Genomic DNA, 17384 nt, shown 5'->3' with positions numbered 1-17384 from the left:
TCGCAACCGATAGGGAAGGTGATAAAAATCATCAATCCAATATTGAGAGGGTGGACAAACTACTTTAGAATTGGGAACTCAAGTCGAAGCTTCAACTACGTTAAACAATGGGTAGAAAAGAAAACAAGACGCAACTTAATGAGATCCAGGAAAATGCGAAAAGGATTTGGCTGGAAGAGGTGGAGTAAGGAATGGATAGATAAACTTGGTCTGTATTCAGACTATAGAATACGATACTATGAACCGAAAGCACAACCAGTACAATATGTTATAAACTTTGGTAAGAATCTGCTAGGAAAGCGTAGTGCGGGAAAACCGCATGCTGCGTTTGATGAGGCGGGAGCTGGAAACGTAAATATGGGAATTTTGGATTGAGGTCCTCAACGAAAGCGAATGGAATAACCACCAAACCCTAAAGGAGGCGCGCCAGCTCTCGACCCTACAACGAAATTTATTGAAGAAATAAGAAAAAATAAGGTCAAGAATTTCAGATGCTGTTGCATATGAAACCGCATAGTTGTGACCTTGCTGTTCGTGGCATTTGCCAAAAAATGAGTAACTCCATCTCGGCTTAAATTCTTTTAAACCTAAATACTTTGCTACATATTCAACAGCAGTAGGACCATTACTAAAAATTTTCCTTGATGAAAGGGGGAACTAAATTTCACGTTTCTTACAAAGGATAAGTTATTTTAAATTTTAATGATTGCACCATTATCGGATAAACTATCACCCAGAACATAAAAATTTCTATACTTTGAATTAGAATTGTCATTTTTGTTTGTCATAATATTTACCGTAGATTAGCATGTTGTTTCATTAGATTCATAAAAAGAGAAAAATAGCAGTGCAACTTTTTTACAACCCCCATTTTAAACTTTATTGTGTATTTCCTTCATATCATACCTTTTTGAAAAAACGTTTTATTTTAAAAACGCTCTGACTTTTTCTCCACTTTTTCCGGGCAAAATCAGCTTCTTCTTAACTTGACACGTATACTTAAAAGAACCCTCTAAATTTTCTAGCGCGGTTTGGATGTTTCAACTTGCGCAGTGCTTTTGCCTCTATTTGCCTAATTCTCTCACGTGTTACATTAAAAATTTTTCCTACTTCTTCTAAAGTATGCTCCTTCCCATCTTTACCAAGGCCAAAACGCATCCTTAGAATTCTTTCTTCTTTTGGTGTTAAAGTTGCAAGAACATTGGTCGTAATACCGCGCAAGTCAGCAAGTATTGCAGCATCCTCTGGTTTAGAAACTCGCTTATCTTCTATACAATCACCGAAGGTACTATTATCATCTTTACCTGTTGGAGCTTCAAGACTTACCGGATCTTTTGCTATTTTCATAACTTTGCGTATTCTTTCTATCGGCATCTCCAATTCTATACTTAATTCCTCTAATGTTGGCTCTCTACCCGTTCTATGAGTTATCTTTCTTAATATTCTATTGATTTTAGTGATAATTTCCACCATATGAACTGGTATTCTAATTACTTTAGACTGCTCAGGTATTGCCCTAGTGATCGATTGTTTTACCCACCAAGTAGCATAAGTCGAAAATTTATATCCACGTTTATAATCAAACTTATCTACGGCCTTCATAAGACCAATATTGCCTTCTTGTATCAAATCAAGCAGATCAAGACCTCTTTTTGAATACTTTTTAGCAATCGAAACCACTAGCCTTAAGTTAGCCTTAATCATCTCTTGTTTTGCTTCAGAGACTTCTCGTTCGTGTTTTTGTATTCTCTTGATTAGCTTCTTAAACTCTTGCACGTTATCTCCTTGTACATGATGCTTAATACTGCTTAAGGCACTAGCTATATGCTCATAGTTATCGTTTATAAACCTTAAGAATTTATTTTTTAATTTACCTGTAAAAGAAGACTGGTTTTCATTGATCTTTAGAAGACTTATCTCTCTCAACTCGTGCTTTAAAAGTACATCACCATAAACATTATAGAAACTTTCTCTATCAATATCGTACTTTCTAGCCTCAGCAATAAGATTAGCTTCTTCAAGCACAATTAATCTATTTATTTCGTAAAGTTTTTGTGTAATTCTTGCAATAGCAGCATCACTAAACTTAACTTGTAATGCTAGAGACCATATTTGATTATATAAATTTTCTAGCTCACTAGAGAAACTTTTAGAATTTTTTTTCAATATCAATGCCTCATTTGTTAAAGTGATTATCTCATCCAATGCCATTATAACCTTTGGCAATAAATCACTTTCCATTTCAAGAACAGAAATATTTAAATTCACTGAACTTATATCTTCACTCTCATTTCCCTTTTCATCATTACCTTTTTCCTCATCATCAACACAGTCTTTAGCATCTTCAGGAATATCCTCAGCTTCACTTTTTTCTTTGGGTACCACATTAAAATCAGAATTATAAATTGCATCCAGATTTATAATTTCTCTCAGTAAAAAAGTTCCCCCACTTAAATCATCACGCCACATTTTTATCATATTGAATGCCGCTGATGTTTCAATTATTGCACATAACATGTTATGCTTTCCAGACTCAATTTTTTTTGCTATCTCAATTTCATCTGCTCGTGACAAAAGCTTTACAGAGCTCATGTCTTGCAAATAAATCCTTACTGGATCATCATTTTGCACTAAAGTTGCATTAGTATTCAACGATGTCTCGTTATCATCAAGTTTGCTACTATCACTATTAGAAGGAGCTTCTTCCTCATCTTCGCTACTTTCAAGTATGTTAATTCCAGAGTCCTGCAATAAAGATATAGTATCATCTATAAAATCAGATGAAAAATTTTCATCTGACAACTTATCATTTATATCATCAAAGGTGATAAAACCACCCTTCCTTATACCTTTAGTTACAAGAGCTCTGATAATTTTTTTTCTATCTTCTGTATCATTAATAGTTGACATCATTACCTTTATAGTTTAAAAGTTTATTTCTTATTATCAAATAAACTTACAATGAGCAAGCTTATAGTTTTATTCTTAATTCATAGTTATTTGCTACTTCATATAGTTTAAGATACTGTTAATTTATACACACTCTTCTTAATCAATTATTCCCTCCATTCTTACTGCTATGGACAATCCAACTGAAAATGTTGCAATTCCAACCACTATAGCAGTAAGCATTAAAACGTGAGGTATAGGATTGCTATATAAATAAAAATTTGAAGTCAATATAGGAGGCAAAGAACTTTTTATGTATCCGAGAGATATGTAAAATAACAAAATAGATGCTTGTAAGACACTTAACCCTATCATTTTTTTGATTAAATTTTTATCGTTTATAATAATATACAAACCTAGCACCATTAATATAGTAATGATTATATAATTATATAGGGTCATTGTTTTTTCCTACGAGCAAAACTTATATATATGATTAGCATGGAAGAGCAGACGGTAAATACTACACCCAGCTCCACTAAGAAAATACCCAATTTTTGACCTGTGCTATTATTAGTTGATAATATATTATAAGATAAAAAATTTTGGCCAAGTAAAACTGTTATAATACCCGTTCCCCCATAGGTTAAAATACCTAGCACGTTAGTAAATTTGATCACAGAGTAAGGTATTGCTTTTAAAGTTGTAGATATGCCAAATAACATTGAATATAATATTATCCCAGAGGCAATAATTATTCCTGCTTGAAAACCTCCACCTGGAGTGTAGTCACCATGAAATTGTATGTATAAACCAAACAAAGTGATAAAAGGTATCATCAAAAATGTTACTACACTTAATATCGGATCTTTAATCACCTTCTTTTTCTTCCTTTAATATTACACAAAGTGCAGCAGTAAAAACTACTATAGTTTCTCCAAACGTGTCATAGCCACGAAAGCTTGCTAAAACAGCTGTCACTATATTAGGAATACCAGTAGCTTTTTCAGTATTTTCTATATAATAAGGAGCAACATGCAAATGGACTGGAGCATCATGACTGCCAAAATCTGGCAATTGAATCATAAAGTATGATAAACATGCAGTCAAAACCAACATAAAAAAAAGTGTTATGGGGCTATGAGATAAGTTTACTTTGTGATTCTTTATCAAAGAGAGTGCTGCAAACGTAAAGACTGTGCTCAGTCCTGCACCGACAGAAGCTTCAGTAATTGCAACATCGGGCGCATTCATAATCAAGTATATAAGTGCAATAAGTGAACTAAATACACACATTAGAACAGCACTTACAACTAAGTGTTTTGAAAGGACTATAAAAATAGTAACCGTGAGTAACAGCAAAAGTAATATTAGATTTAGTATTTCCAGCATCTTAATCTTCTTGAATAGTCCTTACTTTTATAATGAGTACGCGCTAAAATATAACTGTTAGTTGCATTGGCTATCCATATTATAAAAATCAATAATATAATTTTAATAGTATTGATTGAAAATTTATTTTGCAAAGCAAAACCAATCAACAACAACATTGCGCCACTAGAATCTGCAATACCTGCAGCATGTAGTCTAGTATAGAAATCAGGAAATACTATTACTCCTACGCTTGAAATGACTACTAAACAAACACCTAAAAATATGAGAATGGATGCTATCATAAATTATCAAAACAACATTAATCTCATTAGTGCTATAGTTGATATAAAACTAATGCTAGCATACAGTAGTGCTATATCAATTAAAAAGAAATTGTTAAGAATGATTGATATTGCTGTTATGAGTAAAACTACTTGCGTTGAAAAATTATTGAATGCTAAAACCTTATTGTATACATCACTTGATCTAAACACTATACAACATAACATTACACTCATACAGAACAAAAGTGCATAGATAGCAATGCTAATCATTTATAAACTATATAACCTCTGCAGATTTCTAAATTGGTACTTTTTCACCGCTATCTTGATCATCTATTTCATCATCTTGGCTTCCTTGACTTATATCAAGATCTGTGTTAAATTGATGATCAGAAAAATTTAACAAACTGGCTAGCTTACTTGGACTACGACTGTAAGCATTATTCATATTTCCTTTCATGTACTCCTTGCACCTTTTCACCAAAAGGTTAAACAACTCATGAGTATCTACCTTCTTTTCTGCTATTTCATATAAAGCAACTATAGTGTCCTTATGCCCTTTAAACTTAACCATTTGAACTGGATCGCTTGTCCCTGTACTTAAATCATGCGTTCTTTGACTTGCCAGCAGAACCAATTTAAAACGGTTATGCACCTGTTCTACACACTTTTCTACAATAGATTCAACCATAAAACACCACCTTGATAAGCTTTATACTATATCACAAAAAATAAGATGTCAACTGCGTATTTATTGAGATGCAACTCCATATTCTACTTTTTCTGTTTTAGCTTTTACTGCTTGATTTTCTGTTATTGTAATTGTTATTTCATGATCAAGCTTTCTTAAAAACCCTAACAGTCTTTCTAAAGAAAAACCATCTATTTTACCATTTTTAATTTGTGACACCTTTGGCTGATCAATACCAAGTTTCTCAGCCGCACAAGCTTGAGTCCAAGTATTTTTTTCTACAATTTTGTTTATTATGTAAAGCAACTTTGCTTTTATTTCTGTACTATCCAGATTGTTTAATGATATTATTTCCATAATTTTTACTCTCACATACCAATTAGCTTTATTAAATATTATATCATAATATTTAATATACCAATATATTAATATTATATAATTTGTCAATAACTATAATGATATACTGATACTTAAAATTTTAAGTTGACTATATCTCTATCAAAATACTAGTAATTTTAAATTATTATTTTGTTAAAAAAATCACTAATAGAAAGAATAAATTAAAACTATAAAGTTTAAAATATAGAAATAATCATTTTACAAACTCGTTTTAGAGATTGTATATGGTTTCAAGAAAGGAATAAGGTCAGGGATAGAGTATATAAATCATGAAAACAAAGTAAGATAAGTAGAGAAAGAGTTGAGCAGAGCTCTATAGAAAAAACAGAACCAAAAAGACTTATAATGTATTTTGTGGAGTGTTATAGGTTCTAAAAAGTTACTTTGAGTGGGCTAACAGAGTTTCCAAAATGGCAAGATTATTTTAAAAAATGAAGTGAAAAGCATAGCGGAAGTAAAAAAGGTGTTTTGGAGCATGAAAGAAGTAGTTGCGAAGAAACAATGGTCGGAAACAGCTTATACATAATTGGTACTCAAAGTGTTAAACGCAGATAATGGCAAAAGAAAAGGCTATGTAAAAAGATTTCAGTGCAGTTGATAGACAAACATGCAATTTATGTGACAACGGCATAGCGCTGTAAGAACCTGTTAAGAATCTCTAGATAATGAGGTAAAATAAGCATAGATTAAGAATGAGGTATATCTATGTAAAATAAGTGATATAAGTCGAGAGCAATTTGAAAAAATCAGGCTAATCTTGGAGAGCAGCAGGAAGAAAACAAGACCAAGAAAAGTTGATTTGTATGGGCATATTTTGTGGAGTGCTATACATTCTAAAAAGTGGTTGTCAGTGGACCAAAAGATGGGTTATTTTTTGCTTGGTTGGAAAAATGTAGAAGACTGTGGCGAGCGGAAACTTAACACTAACTTGCACATTTGCTTTTACTGCTTTACCCCTAAAAAGATTTTAACAGGTTCTTAGAATGGTCGAAAATGCAAAACTCTGAATCAAAAACATACTGATCGATTCAGGCTATATTGGAGAAAAATTTTCAACTCAAATAAAAGAATGCAACTGTTGAGATCTTTGCTGTATTGTCAAAAGGCGGGTTCCGAATACTCTTTTAGAAAAGTGTAGACAATTGTGGCGAGTGAAAACTCAATACTAGCCTACAAACCTTCTTCTGGCTTCCATCGCTTTGCTTTTGAAAGGATTATGAACAGACTACTATATCAGAAATTAATCTCTATATTGTAATATAGAGATTAATTTCAATTTCCAAAATTTCTATTTAATGAGAATGTCATATTATATTCGCAATGTAATTTAAATATTTGTTGCTTCTGAAACACTATTTAGTTAGTAAATAAAATTATGTTGAATACAGCAAAAATGAAAAAAGATGTTGCTATAATTATGGGAAGCGAATCGGATTATGGCACTATGGTTCATGCTATTAATTTATTAAAAGAATTGGAAATTTCACATGATGTATTTATAATATCCGCACACAGAACACCAGAGAGACTCTTTAATTTTGCTAAGTCTGCTCAAGAAAAAGGCTTTAAGGTTATTATAGCTGGTGCAGGAGGGGCAGCTCATTTGCCTGGTATGACTGCGTCGCTTACTTATTTACCTGTTATCGGTATTCCTGTGCACAGCAAGCAATTAAATGGGCTAGATAGTCTGTTATCTATAGTGCAGATGCCAAAGGGTGTTCCAGTTGCAACAATGTCTATAGGCGAGAGTGGGGCATGCAATGCTGCAATTACTTCAGCATCCATATTATCGATTTCTAACAGTGAAATTGCAGGTAGATTAAAAAAAATGGAGAGAAAAACAGACCAAAGCAGTAAAAGAGAAACCAACATTATAATGAGCTTATGGCAATAATCCTTTTAGACATGAAAACTATAAATCGTATAGCAGCAGGAGAGGTAATAGAAAGGCCGGCAAGCGTAGTAAAGGAATTAGTGGAAAATGCAATAGATGCTGGAAGTTCAGAGATAGAAATTAAAATAGAGAGTGGTGGGCGCAATCTTATTACTGTGATGGATAATGGAAGTGGAATAGAGAAGAATAACTTAAAACTTGCGTTTACGCGTCACGCTACTTCAAAATTAAGTGATAGTGAATTAATAGAAATCAAGTACCTTGGCTTTAGAGGAGAGGCTTTGCCTTCAATTGCAGCAGTAAGTAGAATAAAGTTATCGTCTAAGGCAAATGGAGCAGATGAAGCATGGTCTATAAGCTATGAGGGGGGAGAAAAAATAGGAGAGGTTACACCTTGTTCTTTATTAAAAGGCACGCATATTGAAGTAAGAGACTTATTTTTTGCTACTCCCAATAGATTAAAATTCTTAAAAACTGAAAGGGCGGAAACGCAGAACATCATTGATATCGTAAATAATTTAGCGATGATCAACTATAGTATTGGGTTTACTCTTACTTCCGGGAATAAAAGGCTTCTGAAATATGCTAAGCATGCTTCGTTATTTAGCAGACTGTGTGAAGTAGAAAAAGAATTTCAGGATAATTCCCTGGAAATTAACGAAGAAGAAGACGGCATTAAACTCACAGGACACATCTGTAGACCAACTGTCAATCGTGGTAAGTCTGATATGGTCCATACGTTTGTCAATGGAAGGCCTATTAAGGACAATCTACTTGTTGGTGCGATTCGTTATGCGTATCACGACTTTATTCCAAGTGATAGATATCCTTTTGCAGCGCTGCACTTAGAGATACCGTATGATCAAGTAGATGTAAATGTGCATCCAAACAAATCAGAGGTAAGATTTCAGAACAAGAGGCTAATGTATGAAATAGTGAGAAGAGGGCTAATAAAAATATTATCAACAAGAATAGGTACCTCTGATGTCATTCCAGCGCGTGGTCCAATTACTTCAACAACAGAGAGTTTTGGTACTCAAAAAGAATTTTATGAAAAAAAAATAAGTCCTTTTGAAAATCAGTTAATGAGAGAGTTTACTTCTCCAAATGTAGAGGTAAAAAGCTTGTCAGAGCATTCAAAATCGTTTGATTATACTGGTATGCAAAAGTCTCTGCCACAAACAGAAACTATAGTTCTAGAAAGGGAACAAACTGATTTGATAGAGGACTATCCCCTTGGGTTTGCACACTGTCAAGTCTATAACACTTATATTATTGCCGAGGTAAAAGACAAATTAATTATAGTAGACCAGCATGCAGCCCATGAAAGGTTAGTATACGAGTGCTTAAAAGAAAAATCAAGTATAAAAAGACAAAAATTGCTTTTGCCTGAAACAGTTAAAATCAATAATCAAGCTGGAATGGAGATGATTGAAATTTATAAAGATAAGCTCTTCGAAATGGGTTTTGATATTGAAATTAAATCAGAAAATAAGGTCATAGTAAAAGAAGTCCCTGCAATCTTAGGAGCAATAGATGTGAAGGAGATGCTCATTGATATAGTGGATAGATTAACAGAAATAGAGGATACACTGCCTATAGAAGATAAAGTAAATAAAATACTAGCCACAATTGCTTGTCATGGATCAATTAGAGCAGGTAGGAAGATGAAATTGGAGGAAATGAATGAATTATTGAGGCAAATGGAAAAAACGCCACATTCTGGACAATGCAACCACGGCAGACCAACTTATATAGAAGTGAAACTAAGTGATATTGAAAAATTGTTTGAGCGGAGGTGAGAAGTTGTCATATTTTTGTTTAGCAATATCTACATCTATTTACTTGAACAATGCTACCTCTAAGACTGTAAACAAAATTAAGTTGTGAATATAGACTAAAGATACTTGTCCTGTCTTTTAACTCTGTTGAAAGATAAGCGAAATTTGGCTTATTGGCATTAATGTCAAGATTGTATGAGGTATAGAAAAAGAGCGTTCATCTTACTAGTTACTACAATTCTAGCGTTTTTATTATTAAAAAATCATAGTAGTTTTCACGAGGACATAGTGCATCTCAAGAATGACAATAAGGAATTCAAAAAGCCAGCAAATTCTGTAGAATCGACCATATCATACAGGGAAAAGGCAGTGTATGATCATACCTTTCGCTCTGATAATTAATTTGTAAATAAAATAGTTTTGCATTTTTTGATAAGATTAAGTAATATCAGCGTATTAGTTATAAAATCAATAATTTTTATGGATGAGCATAATCCTTGGAATCTTGGCAAGAAACCGGTAGGTTCCAATAATGAAGATATTTTAAGTAAAGCTATGTCTGATATAAGATGCTTTTTTAATGGCTTCACCAGAAATAGAGGCAAAAAACCTTATTTCATCATTTTCATTATTTTGCTGCTTTATGTTTGTACTGGCTTTTATATTGTTCATCCTAGCGAAGAAGGCATAGAACTTACTTTTGGCAAATATTCTGATACAGAAACATCTGGTTTGCGCTATCACTTTCCCTATCCTATTGGTAAGGTTTTTAAAGTGAATGTTAAGGAAGTAAATCGTGAAGAAATTGGGATAAGTAGCTCTTATGGGAGAGATATAGATCGTGGTGAAGGTGTGATGCTCACCGGAGATGAGAACATAGTCAACGTTAATTTTGAGATCCAATGGCGAGTTAGAGACGCTAAAGATTATTTATTTAAAGTGCGGGATTATAAACCTGGTTTCAGCGTTAAAAATGCTGCTGAAAGTGCTATGAGAGAGATAATAGGTAAGAATACGATCTCTTTTGCACTCGAAGGTCAAGGTAGAGCTGAAATTTCCAGAGATACTAGAATTTTATTGCAACAGATTCTTGATGGATATCAAATGGGGATAGAAATTTTATCTGTTCAAATGAAAAAAATTGACCCACCAGAAAAAGTAATTAGCTCATTTAGAGATGTACAAAGTGCTCGCGCAGACAAAGAACGTACTATAAACGAAGCATATGCTTACAGTAATGATATTATACCTCGCGCAAAAGGTGAAGCAATAAAGATAAAATTAGATGCAGAAGCATACGAGAATGAAATAATAAATGAAGCAAAAGGTAATGCAAATCGCTTTTTATCTCTTTATGAAGAATACAGACAAAACCCTTCTCTTGTTAAGAATCGTATTTATCTTGAAACTATGGAAAACATTTTTAGTAAGGTAGATAAATTTGTTATAACAGATGATCTGAAAGGTATGTTTTCTTATTTACCTCTTACAAATTTAGGGAAATAGCCATGAGTAGTAATATTAAAATCGTTTTTGTTTTCATATTTGTTGTTTTATTGATTGCTTTATCTAACTCGATGTTTATTGTAGAAGAAACAAAACAAGCGATAGTTATACAGCTGGGTAAGGTTGTAAGAGATGTTAGGAACAGCGGCTTATATTTTAAGTTGCCGTTTATAAATAACGTAGAGTTTCTTGATAAGAGAGTTTTAGATCTAAGTCCTGATAAAACCCCAAGAGAAGTGATAACTGCAGATCAAAAGCGTATCATAGTAGATGCTTATGCAAAATATAAAATAGTGGATCCTATCATTTTTTACCAAACTGTGAAAAATGAATCAGGGCTAGTTAGAAGATTATATCCTGTCATAGAAGCTCACATAAGGGAGAATATAGGAAGATTTTCATTGATTAATTTATTAAATGAAAAGAGATCAGAAGTCATGCAATTAATCCAGCATGGAGTTTATTCTGAAGCTGAAAAATTTGGCATAGAAATAATAGACGTAAGAATTAAGAGAGCAGATCTGCCAGAAGAAAATAGTTCTGCAATATTCCGCCGTATGCAAACTGAAAGAGAAAAGGAAGCAAAAGAAATTAGAGCAGAAGGAGAACAAGCTGGGCAGGAAATTAGATCAAAAGCTGATAAATTAAAAAGGGGAATTGTCTCTAGTGCAGTAAAAGAATCGCATGAAATAAGAGGTCGCGGTTATGCTGAAGCAACTAGAATTTATAATGAGGCATTTAAGGTTGATGAAGAGTTTTTTAATTTTTATCGCTCTATGAGCGCTTACAGTAAATCCTTTGCTAAGGATAATACTAAATTCGTGCTTTCACCAAATAATAATTTCTTAGATATTTTGAACAAGGGGTGGAAATAGTTTATGAGAAGTAAAGCATTTATTTTATCTATATTTGCATACTTTCTAATTGCGTTTTCTTCATATGCTAATGTGTTCACAAAAACGGTTGCGGGCCCTGTATATCAAGGACTTGCTGATATAGTGGAAGAGCTTATTCCTGCAGTTGTAAATATTTCAAGTGAGCAAATAGTTAAGCAAGAAAATAACAATAGAACTAAAATTCCTTTTACACCAAGAAATAATTTCTTTGATGATTTTAAAGAATTTTTTGAGCACTTTGATCAGTTTTTTATGGACAGGGGCCCTAGCGTTAACAGAGAGGTGGTGTTGCTTGGCTCTGGATTTATTATAGATAAAGGTGGAATAATAGTAACTAATTATCACGTTATTAAAAACGCCCAAGATATCACAGTTACTATGAACGATAACACTTACTTCAAAGCAGAAGTTTTAGGCTACGATGCAAAAACTGACCTTGCTGTGCTTAAGATTAATTCTGATAAAGATCTTCCTTTTGTTGCATTTGGTAATTCTGATACAGCAAGGGTTGGTGATGCAGTTATTGCAATAGGTAACCCATTTGGTTTGGGTGGCTCTGTAAGCACAGGAATTATATCCGCAAGATCTAGAGACATTAGTATTGGTACTATGAATGAATTTATTCAAACTGATGCTGCAATCAATAGAGGCAACTCAGGGGGACCATTATTTCACCTAAATGGAAAAGTTATAGGCATTAATACTGCTATTTATTCCCCATCTGAATCTGGCGGTAACGTGGGTATAGGCTTTGCTATACCATCTAATCTAGCTATGTCAATTATTGACACATTAAAAAGTGGCAAAAAAATAAAACATGGTTGGCTTGGTGTGCAGGTTCAGCCTATAACAAAAGAATTTGCTGAATCCTTGGGTTTAAAAGACACCAAAGGTGCACTAGTTGCAAGTGTAGTAAAGGGTAGTCCTGCAGAGAAAGGAGGAATTAAAGTAGGTGATATATTATTAGAATTTGACGGTAAAAAAATTGATAGAATGACACAATTACCGCAAATGGTTTCAAGAACTGAACTTGGGAAAAAAGTACAAACTAAGTTACTTAGAAAGGGTAAAGAAGTCAATATCAAGGTTGTAATCGAGGAATCTGCAAACGATGATCTAGATAATAATCAAGAAGAAAATAAATCAACATCTAGTTATATAAGTGGTTTAACCGTTTCAAATTTGCCAAAAGAACTAAAAAATAATGCACCCACAAAAGGTGTAGTAGTTACCAGTGTAGATAGTAATAGTAATTCCACACTGCGTGTTATTAAAAAAGGGGATATCATTATCCAATTAGATGGAATCGATATTGAAAACACTAATGATTTTCAAAAACAAATTGATTCAGTAGTAAAGAAAAATGGCAAAGATTCAATAATGTTGCTCATTTACCGCAATGGAAACCAGTTCTTTACTTCAATAAAATTGAAGAAGTAGCTATTTTACATTGTATTCTATCATCGAATCTAAGTCATAAGAAATTGCTTGACAGGTTCTTATATACCCTTTATCATAACGATAAGGGTGTTTTTAATAAAATTCATTTTAGTGAAAGTTATAGCAATTTTCTCTATATTTAGCCAAGCATTAGTAAATTATTAATTTAAATTCTGGACTTACCTTATCTTTTTTAGATTGGTAAAGTTTTTGATGCTTATAGCTAATTACAATTATAATGAACATTTATTTTTGTGACATAACAGATGCCAATGCCCAGACAATGACATCCACAATTTCACCGAATGTTAGCATAAGTTAGCTTTTTTGCTTGTGAGTAACTACTGTTTAGGTACTGGAATGACAGAAAAGAACAGCTTTCTTTCACAAGTCAATTTATAATTAAATTAGCATAGAGTATAATTATATTTACTTATCATCATTATTAATCAATAATTAACGTCTGTAAATTAACTATATCTAATCGCAAAGGGAGGTGGAGATGCGTTTTAAACTAGAAAAGGAAGATGTTCCTCAAAAAGATTGCAGTAATCGTTATGTAACAACTACTCAAATAAGAGTAAATGACAAAACAACACTTAGCCTACCTAGTATATCTTACATTATCACTGAACAACCTACTAATCAGGATTTTCAAATTCTGGATTTGAAGTATAACGTGACAAGTGTACTACACGACTTATCTCAAGGGCTACGGCTAAAGCTAGAAAAGGTAGGAAACGATTACAAATTAGCTTTAGTTACTACCTCTGATAAATCTTATTATTATTACTATGATACCAAAGATACTATTATAGCTACTATTGATCATATACCTAAAAATTACACAAATGATATCCATGTTTACACATATAATGCTAACAAATGTAGTGCTAATTATGAACTGCTAGAAAATAGCAAGGTTTTAATAGATCCAAAAGACATAATTAGTAGCAAAAATATCAGTCTTATTTTAGAAAATCTTAAAAATTCGCCTGATAAAAGGCTTACAATACAAGCAAGAAACTGGTCTTCTAAGGAACCGCAATACAGATACTATAAGAGCGTTCATGTATATGATACCACTAGTGGCGAGGTTTACATATTGAATAACGTTATTCCAATATTCGATCACAAGGATAATAATTTCAAGTTATCTCATTTTCATGAAATAAAGAGCTTAAAAGCGCAAGATAGTTATTTTACAGCAAAAAAGTTAGGCAATAATTATGTTGGCTGCATATCAGATGAAGATGGTGAATGCAAAGGATTTCATGACTTACACCCCGGTCATTTGAGATATGAGCATGACAGTAGCTCAGATTCATATCCTTATTATTACTATGACAATAGCCCAGATCCATATCCTTATTATTACTATGACAATAGCCCAGGTCCATATCCTTATTATTATAACTTAGAAAATTTTGACAACTTTTTGGAGGTTGATGTGAACACTAAAGAATATATAAATTTAGAAGAAAGAATTAAAGCTTTAGCAAGCGACATTGAAAGATTAAAACGTGCTGGTGTACAAGGTCCTCCAGGTCAAAAAGGTGAACCAGGTCTCCCTGGTAAAGCAGGTTTTGATGGTTCCAAAGGTGAAAGGGGTGAGAAAGGTCTCCCTGGTATTCCAGGTAACCGTGGAGTAGTGGGTCCTCCAGGTCTCCCAGGTCTCTTTGGTGTTCCAGGTCTCCCAGGTCTAAAAGGTGAGCCAGGTATGTCTGGTGAAGCAAGTTTTGATGGTTCCAAAGGTGAACCAGGTGAAAGGGGTGAGCCAGGTCTCCCTGGTATTCCAGGTAAAGATGGAATAATAGGTCAGCCAGGTCCAAAAGGTCAAAGTGGAGCGAAGGGAGATAGAGGTAATGAAGGACCAAAAGGTAGTAGTGGTCCAATAGGTGCAAAAGGTCCAGAGGGTAAAAAGGGTGAGAAAGGATATACCCCAAGTACTACAGAAATTGCAACAGAATTAGTTACTAGTAAAAAAGCTGAGCTAGGAAAAGCAGTGCTGGAAGCGAAAGATGATCAAGGTAAAAAAATCTTGATAAATGACCAAGCATTACAAGAAGGAGTAGCAGAAGAATTGAGAAAAAATCCAGGAAAAATTCAAGGTCCTAAAGGTAACAAAGGAGATACTGGAGCGTCAGGTGCGCATGGATTAAAAGGCGATAAAGGTATACAAGGTCCTCCAGGCTTCAAAGGTGATAGAGGTTTTCTAGGTTCTCGAGGCCAAAAGGGTGAGCGAGGTTTCCCTGGTCCTCCAGGTTATAAAGGTGAGTTAGGTTTCCCTGGTATTCCAGGTAAAGATGGAATAATAGGTTATCCAGGTCAAAGGGGTCAGCAAGGTCTTCCAGGTGCTTTAGGACCAAAGGGCGAGAAAGGGGAAGCTGTTAACCTGCGGGGTCAAAAGGGGGAACCAGGGGTAGGTATGCAAGGAAAGCCCGGAGAACCAGGATTAAGTATAAAAGGAGATATAGGTCCAAAAGGTCAAAGTGGAGCGAAGGGAGATAGAGGTAATGAAGGACCAAAAGGTAGTAGTGGTCCAACAGGTGCAAAAGGTCCAGAGGGTAAAAAGGGTGAGAAAGGAGATACCCCAAGTACTACAGAAATTGCAACAGAATTAGTTACTAGTAAAAAAGCTGAGCTAGGAAACGTAGTGCTTAATACAAAGGACAGCAATGGTGAAAATCTTGCAACTCAGGTTGCTGGTAAAGTTAATCTCGATCCACAGGAATTTATGAATAAAGTTGATGAAGCAAAACTCACTGAAGGAGTAGTACATAAACTTTCTCAAAAGGAAGCGGAAGAAATTGCAAAACATATTGTAAACGCAATAACAAGCGATGCTACACAACAAAATAATCCCGATCCTATGGCCTTTAAGAAATATGAAAAATTTGCAGAAAAACTTGCCGAATTACTTGTTGATAGAAGCAGTATGAACAAAGAAGAGGCTAATACTCTTGTAGAAGATAAGGTGAGTGGGTGGGGACTTGCTAAGTACCTTCTATCGCATAGTGGTTTAGATGAGCAAGCAAAAGCTCTCCACATGGTGGAACAAAAAATAAATAAGGAAAATTTGGCTGAGCATTTACTTAAGTATACTCAATTAAAAGGCAATGTGGGCGCAGCAAAAACAACAGTTGAAAATATTGTTCATAACTTCTTTAACACTAAAGTAGATGAGCTAGGAAAAGCAGTGCTAGAAGCGAAAGATGATCAAGGTAAAAAAATCTTGATAAATGACCAAGCATTGCAAGAAGGAGTAGCAGGAGAGTTGAGAAAAAATCCAGGAAAAGTTCAAGGTCCTCAAGGCAATAAGGGTGAGCCAGGTATGAATGGAACAAAAGGTACAAAGGGTGAACAGGGAAATATTGGTCCTCAAGGAGCAGATGGAGCCATAGGAATAAAAGGCGATATGGGTGAGAAAGGAAATACTGGAACGCCAGGTCAAGTTGGCAAAGATGGAACCCCGGGCCCTAAAGGAGCAGATGGAGCACCAGGAATGCCTGGTCCGCAGGGTCCAGTAGGTTCTAAAGGAGTAGATGGCGCTCCAGGAACACCGGGAGCTCCTGGACCAAAAGGTGATAGAGGGGATAGCGGTGTAAATGCAAGTCCTGAAGAAGTTGTACAAAAATTAATTAATAATGGCACCATTGCTAATCAGGTACTTGAATACCGTAATCAAGACGGAGATTTAGTATTAGAGCAGCAAATTGCAGGAAGAATTATCGATGATCAAGATATTCACACAGGAATAGCCATTGCACTAGCTGATAACAAAATTCAAGAGCTAGCAGATGTGTTACTAAGTGATACATTAGTAGAAAAACTTGCAAATAATACCGAGCTAACACAAAGCATTTCAGAAGAACTAAGGAAAAATCCAGGAGAAGTCCAAGGTCCTAAAGGAGAAGATGGATTGCCAGGTATAAAAGGTGAGCCAGGTCTGAGGGGCTTCAATGGTACACAAGGTCTTCCAGGCAGCAAGGGTGAGCCAGGTATAAATGGATTAAAAGGAGATATAGGTCCTCAAGGCAATAAAGGTGAGCCAGGTATGGATGGAACAAAAGGTACAAAGGGTGAACAGGGAAATATTGGTCCTCAAGGATCAGATGGAGTACAAGGTATATCCGGTCCTAAAGGTGACAAAGGAAATATAGGTCTTCAAGGATCAGATGGAGCCATAGGAATAAAAGGCGATATGGGTGAGAAAGGAGATACCGGTAC

General features: G+C 34.4%; 14 protein-coding genes and 2 pseudogenes. 8 read left to right on the top strand and 8 right to left on the bottom strand.

Annotated elements, in window-relative coordinates; genetic code table 11:
* Positions 1-9 precede the first annotated feature (9 nt).
* Positions 10-375 carry a group II intron maturase-specific domain-containing protein gene (locus tag Wcon_RS12470; RefSeq protein WP_255565485.1) on the top strand — a complete coding sequence of 122 codons (366 nt, stop codon included), beginning with the start codon at positions 10-12 and terminating at the stop codon, positions 373-375.
* A gap of 624 nt (positions 376-999) precedes the next feature.
* Here the strand turns inward: Wcon_RS12470 and rpoD are convergent.
* From rpoD to Wcon_RS03990, 8 genes are all read right to left on the bottom strand, one after another.
* Positions 1000-2910, bottom strand: coding sequence for an RNA polymerase sigma factor RpoD (gene rpoD, locus Wcon_RS04025; protein ID WP_114517300.1), 1911 nt, complete (start codon positions 2908-2910; stop codon positions 1000-1002).
* 138 nt (positions 2911-3048) lie between these two features.
* Positions 3049-3351: a cation:proton antiporter subunit C gene (locus Wcon_RS04020; RefSeq protein ID WP_047759422.1), complete on the bottom strand. Its 303-nt coding sequence runs from the start codon at positions 3349-3351 to the stop codon at positions 3049-3051.
* Positions 3348-3767 (bottom strand): Na(+)/H(+) antiporter subunit B, encoded by a 420-nt coding sequence (locus Wcon_RS04015; RefSeq protein WP_114517299.1) that lies wholly within the window; start codon positions 3765-3767, stop codon positions 3348-3350. The genes Wcon_RS04020 and Wcon_RS04015 overlap by 4 nt, the downstream gene beginning before the upstream one ends.
* Positions 3760-4281, bottom strand: a complete 522-nt coding sequence (locus tag Wcon_RS04010; protein ID WP_114517298.1) for a DUF4040 domain-containing protein — start codon at positions 4279-4281, stop codon at positions 3760-3762. Before Wcon_RS04010 ends, Wcon_RS04015 begins: the two co-directional genes overlap by 8 nt.
* Positions 4266-4565, bottom strand: coding sequence for a monovalent cation/H(+) antiporter subunit G (gene mnhG / locus Wcon_RS04005; protein WP_114517297.1), 300 nt, complete (start codon positions 4563-4565; stop codon positions 4266-4268). Before mnhG ends, Wcon_RS04010 begins: the two co-directional genes overlap by 16 nt.
* Before the next feature lie 6 nt (positions 4566-4571).
* The gene (locus Wcon_RS04000) at positions 4572-4817 is read right to left on the bottom strand and encodes a monovalent cation/H+ antiporter complex subunit F (protein WP_114517296.1); all 246 of its coding nucleotides are present in this window, start codon (positions 4815-4817) and stop codon (positions 4572-4574) included.
* Between the two features lie 28 nt (positions 4818-4845).
* A complete protein-coding gene (rpoZ, locus tag Wcon_RS03995; protein WP_114517295.1) occupies positions 4846-5238 on the bottom strand; it encodes a DNA-directed RNA polymerase subunit omega in 393 nt (130 codons plus the stop codon).
* 60 nt (positions 5239-5298) lie between these two features.
* Entirely contained in the window at positions 5299-5595 is a 297-nt protein-coding gene (locus Wcon_RS03990) for a helix-turn-helix domain-containing protein (RefSeq protein WP_047759418.1), read from the bottom strand.
* A 754-nt stretch (positions 5596-6349) separates the two neighbouring features.
* On the opposite strand from Wcon_RS03990, the pseudogene Wcon_RS03985 reads away from it, so the two are divergent.
* From Wcon_RS03985 to Wcon_RS11400, 7 genes and pseudogenes are all read left to right on the top strand, one after another.
* Positions 6350-6491, top strand: a pseudogene (locus tag Wcon_RS03985) (transposase); the annotation flags it as partial.
* 521 nt (positions 6492-7012) lie between these two features.
* A pseudogene (gene purE / locus Wcon_RS03980) lies at positions 7013-7514 on the top strand (5-(carboxyamino)imidazole ribonucleotide mutase).
* A 7-nt stretch (positions 7515-7521) separates the two neighbouring features.
* Complete coding sequence (gene mutL / locus Wcon_RS03975; RefSeq protein ID WP_114517294.1) at positions 7522-9333, top strand: DNA mismatch repair endonuclease MutL; 1812 nt, start codon at positions 7522-7524, stop codon at positions 9331-9333.
* A gap of 459 nt (positions 9334-9792) precedes the next feature.
* Positions 9793-10818 (top strand): FtsH protease activity modulator HflK, encoded by a 1026-nt coding sequence (gene hflK / locus Wcon_RS03965; protein WP_114517292.1) that lies wholly within the window; start codon positions 9793-9795, stop codon positions 10816-10818.
* Between the two features lie 2 nt (positions 10819-10820).
* Positions 10821-11693 carry a protease modulator HflC gene (gene hflC, locus Wcon_RS03960; protein ID WP_114517291.1) on the top strand — a complete coding sequence of 291 codons (873 nt, stop codon included), beginning with the start codon at positions 10821-10823 and terminating at the stop codon, positions 11691-11693.
* A gap of 3 nt (positions 11694-11696) precedes the next feature.
* Entirely contained in the window at positions 11697-13154 is a 1458-nt protein-coding gene (locus Wcon_RS03955; RefSeq protein WP_114517290.1) for a DegQ family serine endoprotease, read from the top strand.
* Positions 13155-13656: 502 nt separating this feature from the next.
* A partial coding sequence (locus tag Wcon_RS11400; RefSeq protein WP_179947479.1) for a collagen-like domain-containing protein occupies positions 13657-17384 on the top strand: 3728 nt, incomplete at its 3' end.

The organism is Wolbachia endosymbiont of Cylisticus convexus, assembly GCF_003344345.1.
The sequence above is the reverse complement of the archived record's forward strand: the minus strand, read 5'-3'. Positions and strand labels throughout refer to the sequence as shown.

What these genes read in the sequence shown, in the direction of transcription:
- rpoD (WP_114517300.1), bottom strand. Translation starts at nt 2,910, where the DNA reads ATGTCAACTATTAATGATACAGAAGATAGAAAAAAAATTATCAGAGCT.
- mnhG (WP_114517297.1), bottom strand. Translation starts at nt 4,565, where the DNA reads ATGATAGCATCCATTCTCATATTTTTAGGTGTTTGTTTAGTAGTCATT.
- hflK (WP_114517292.1), top strand. Translation starts at nt 9,793, where the DNA reads ATGGATGAGCATAATCCTTGGAATCTTGGCAAGAAACCGGTAGGTTCC.
- rpoZ (WP_114517295.1), bottom strand. Translation starts at nt 5,238, where the DNA reads ATGGTTGAATCTATTGTAGAAAAGTGTGTAGAACAGGTGCATAACCGT.
- hflC (WP_114517291.1), top strand. Translation starts at nt 10,821, where the DNA reads ATGAGTAGTAATATTAAAATCGTTTTTGTTTTCATATTTGTTGTTTTA.
- Wcon_RS04000 (WP_114517296.1), bottom strand. Translation starts at nt 4,817, where the DNA reads ATGATTAGCATTGCTATCTATGCACTTTTGTTCTGTATGAGTGTAATG.
- Wcon_RS03955 (WP_114517290.1), top strand. Translation starts at nt 11,697, where the DNA reads ATGAGAAGTAAAGCATTTATTTTATCTATATTTGCATACTTTCTAATT.
- mutL (WP_114517294.1), top strand. Translation starts at nt 7,522, where the DNA reads ATGGCAATAATCCTTTTAGACATGAAAACTATAAATCGTATAGCAGCA.
- Wcon_RS04020 (WP_047759422.1), bottom strand. Translation starts at nt 3,351, where the DNA reads ATGACCCTATATAATTATATAATCATTACTATATTAATGGTGCTAGGT.
- Wcon_RS03990 (WP_047759418.1), bottom strand. Translation starts at nt 5,595, where the DNA reads ATGGAAATAATATCATTAAACAATCTGGATAGTACAGAAATAAAAGCA.
- Wcon_RS04010 (WP_114517298.1), bottom strand. Translation starts at nt 4,281, where the DNA reads ATGCTGGAAATACTAAATCTAATATTACTTTTGCTGTTACTCACGGTT.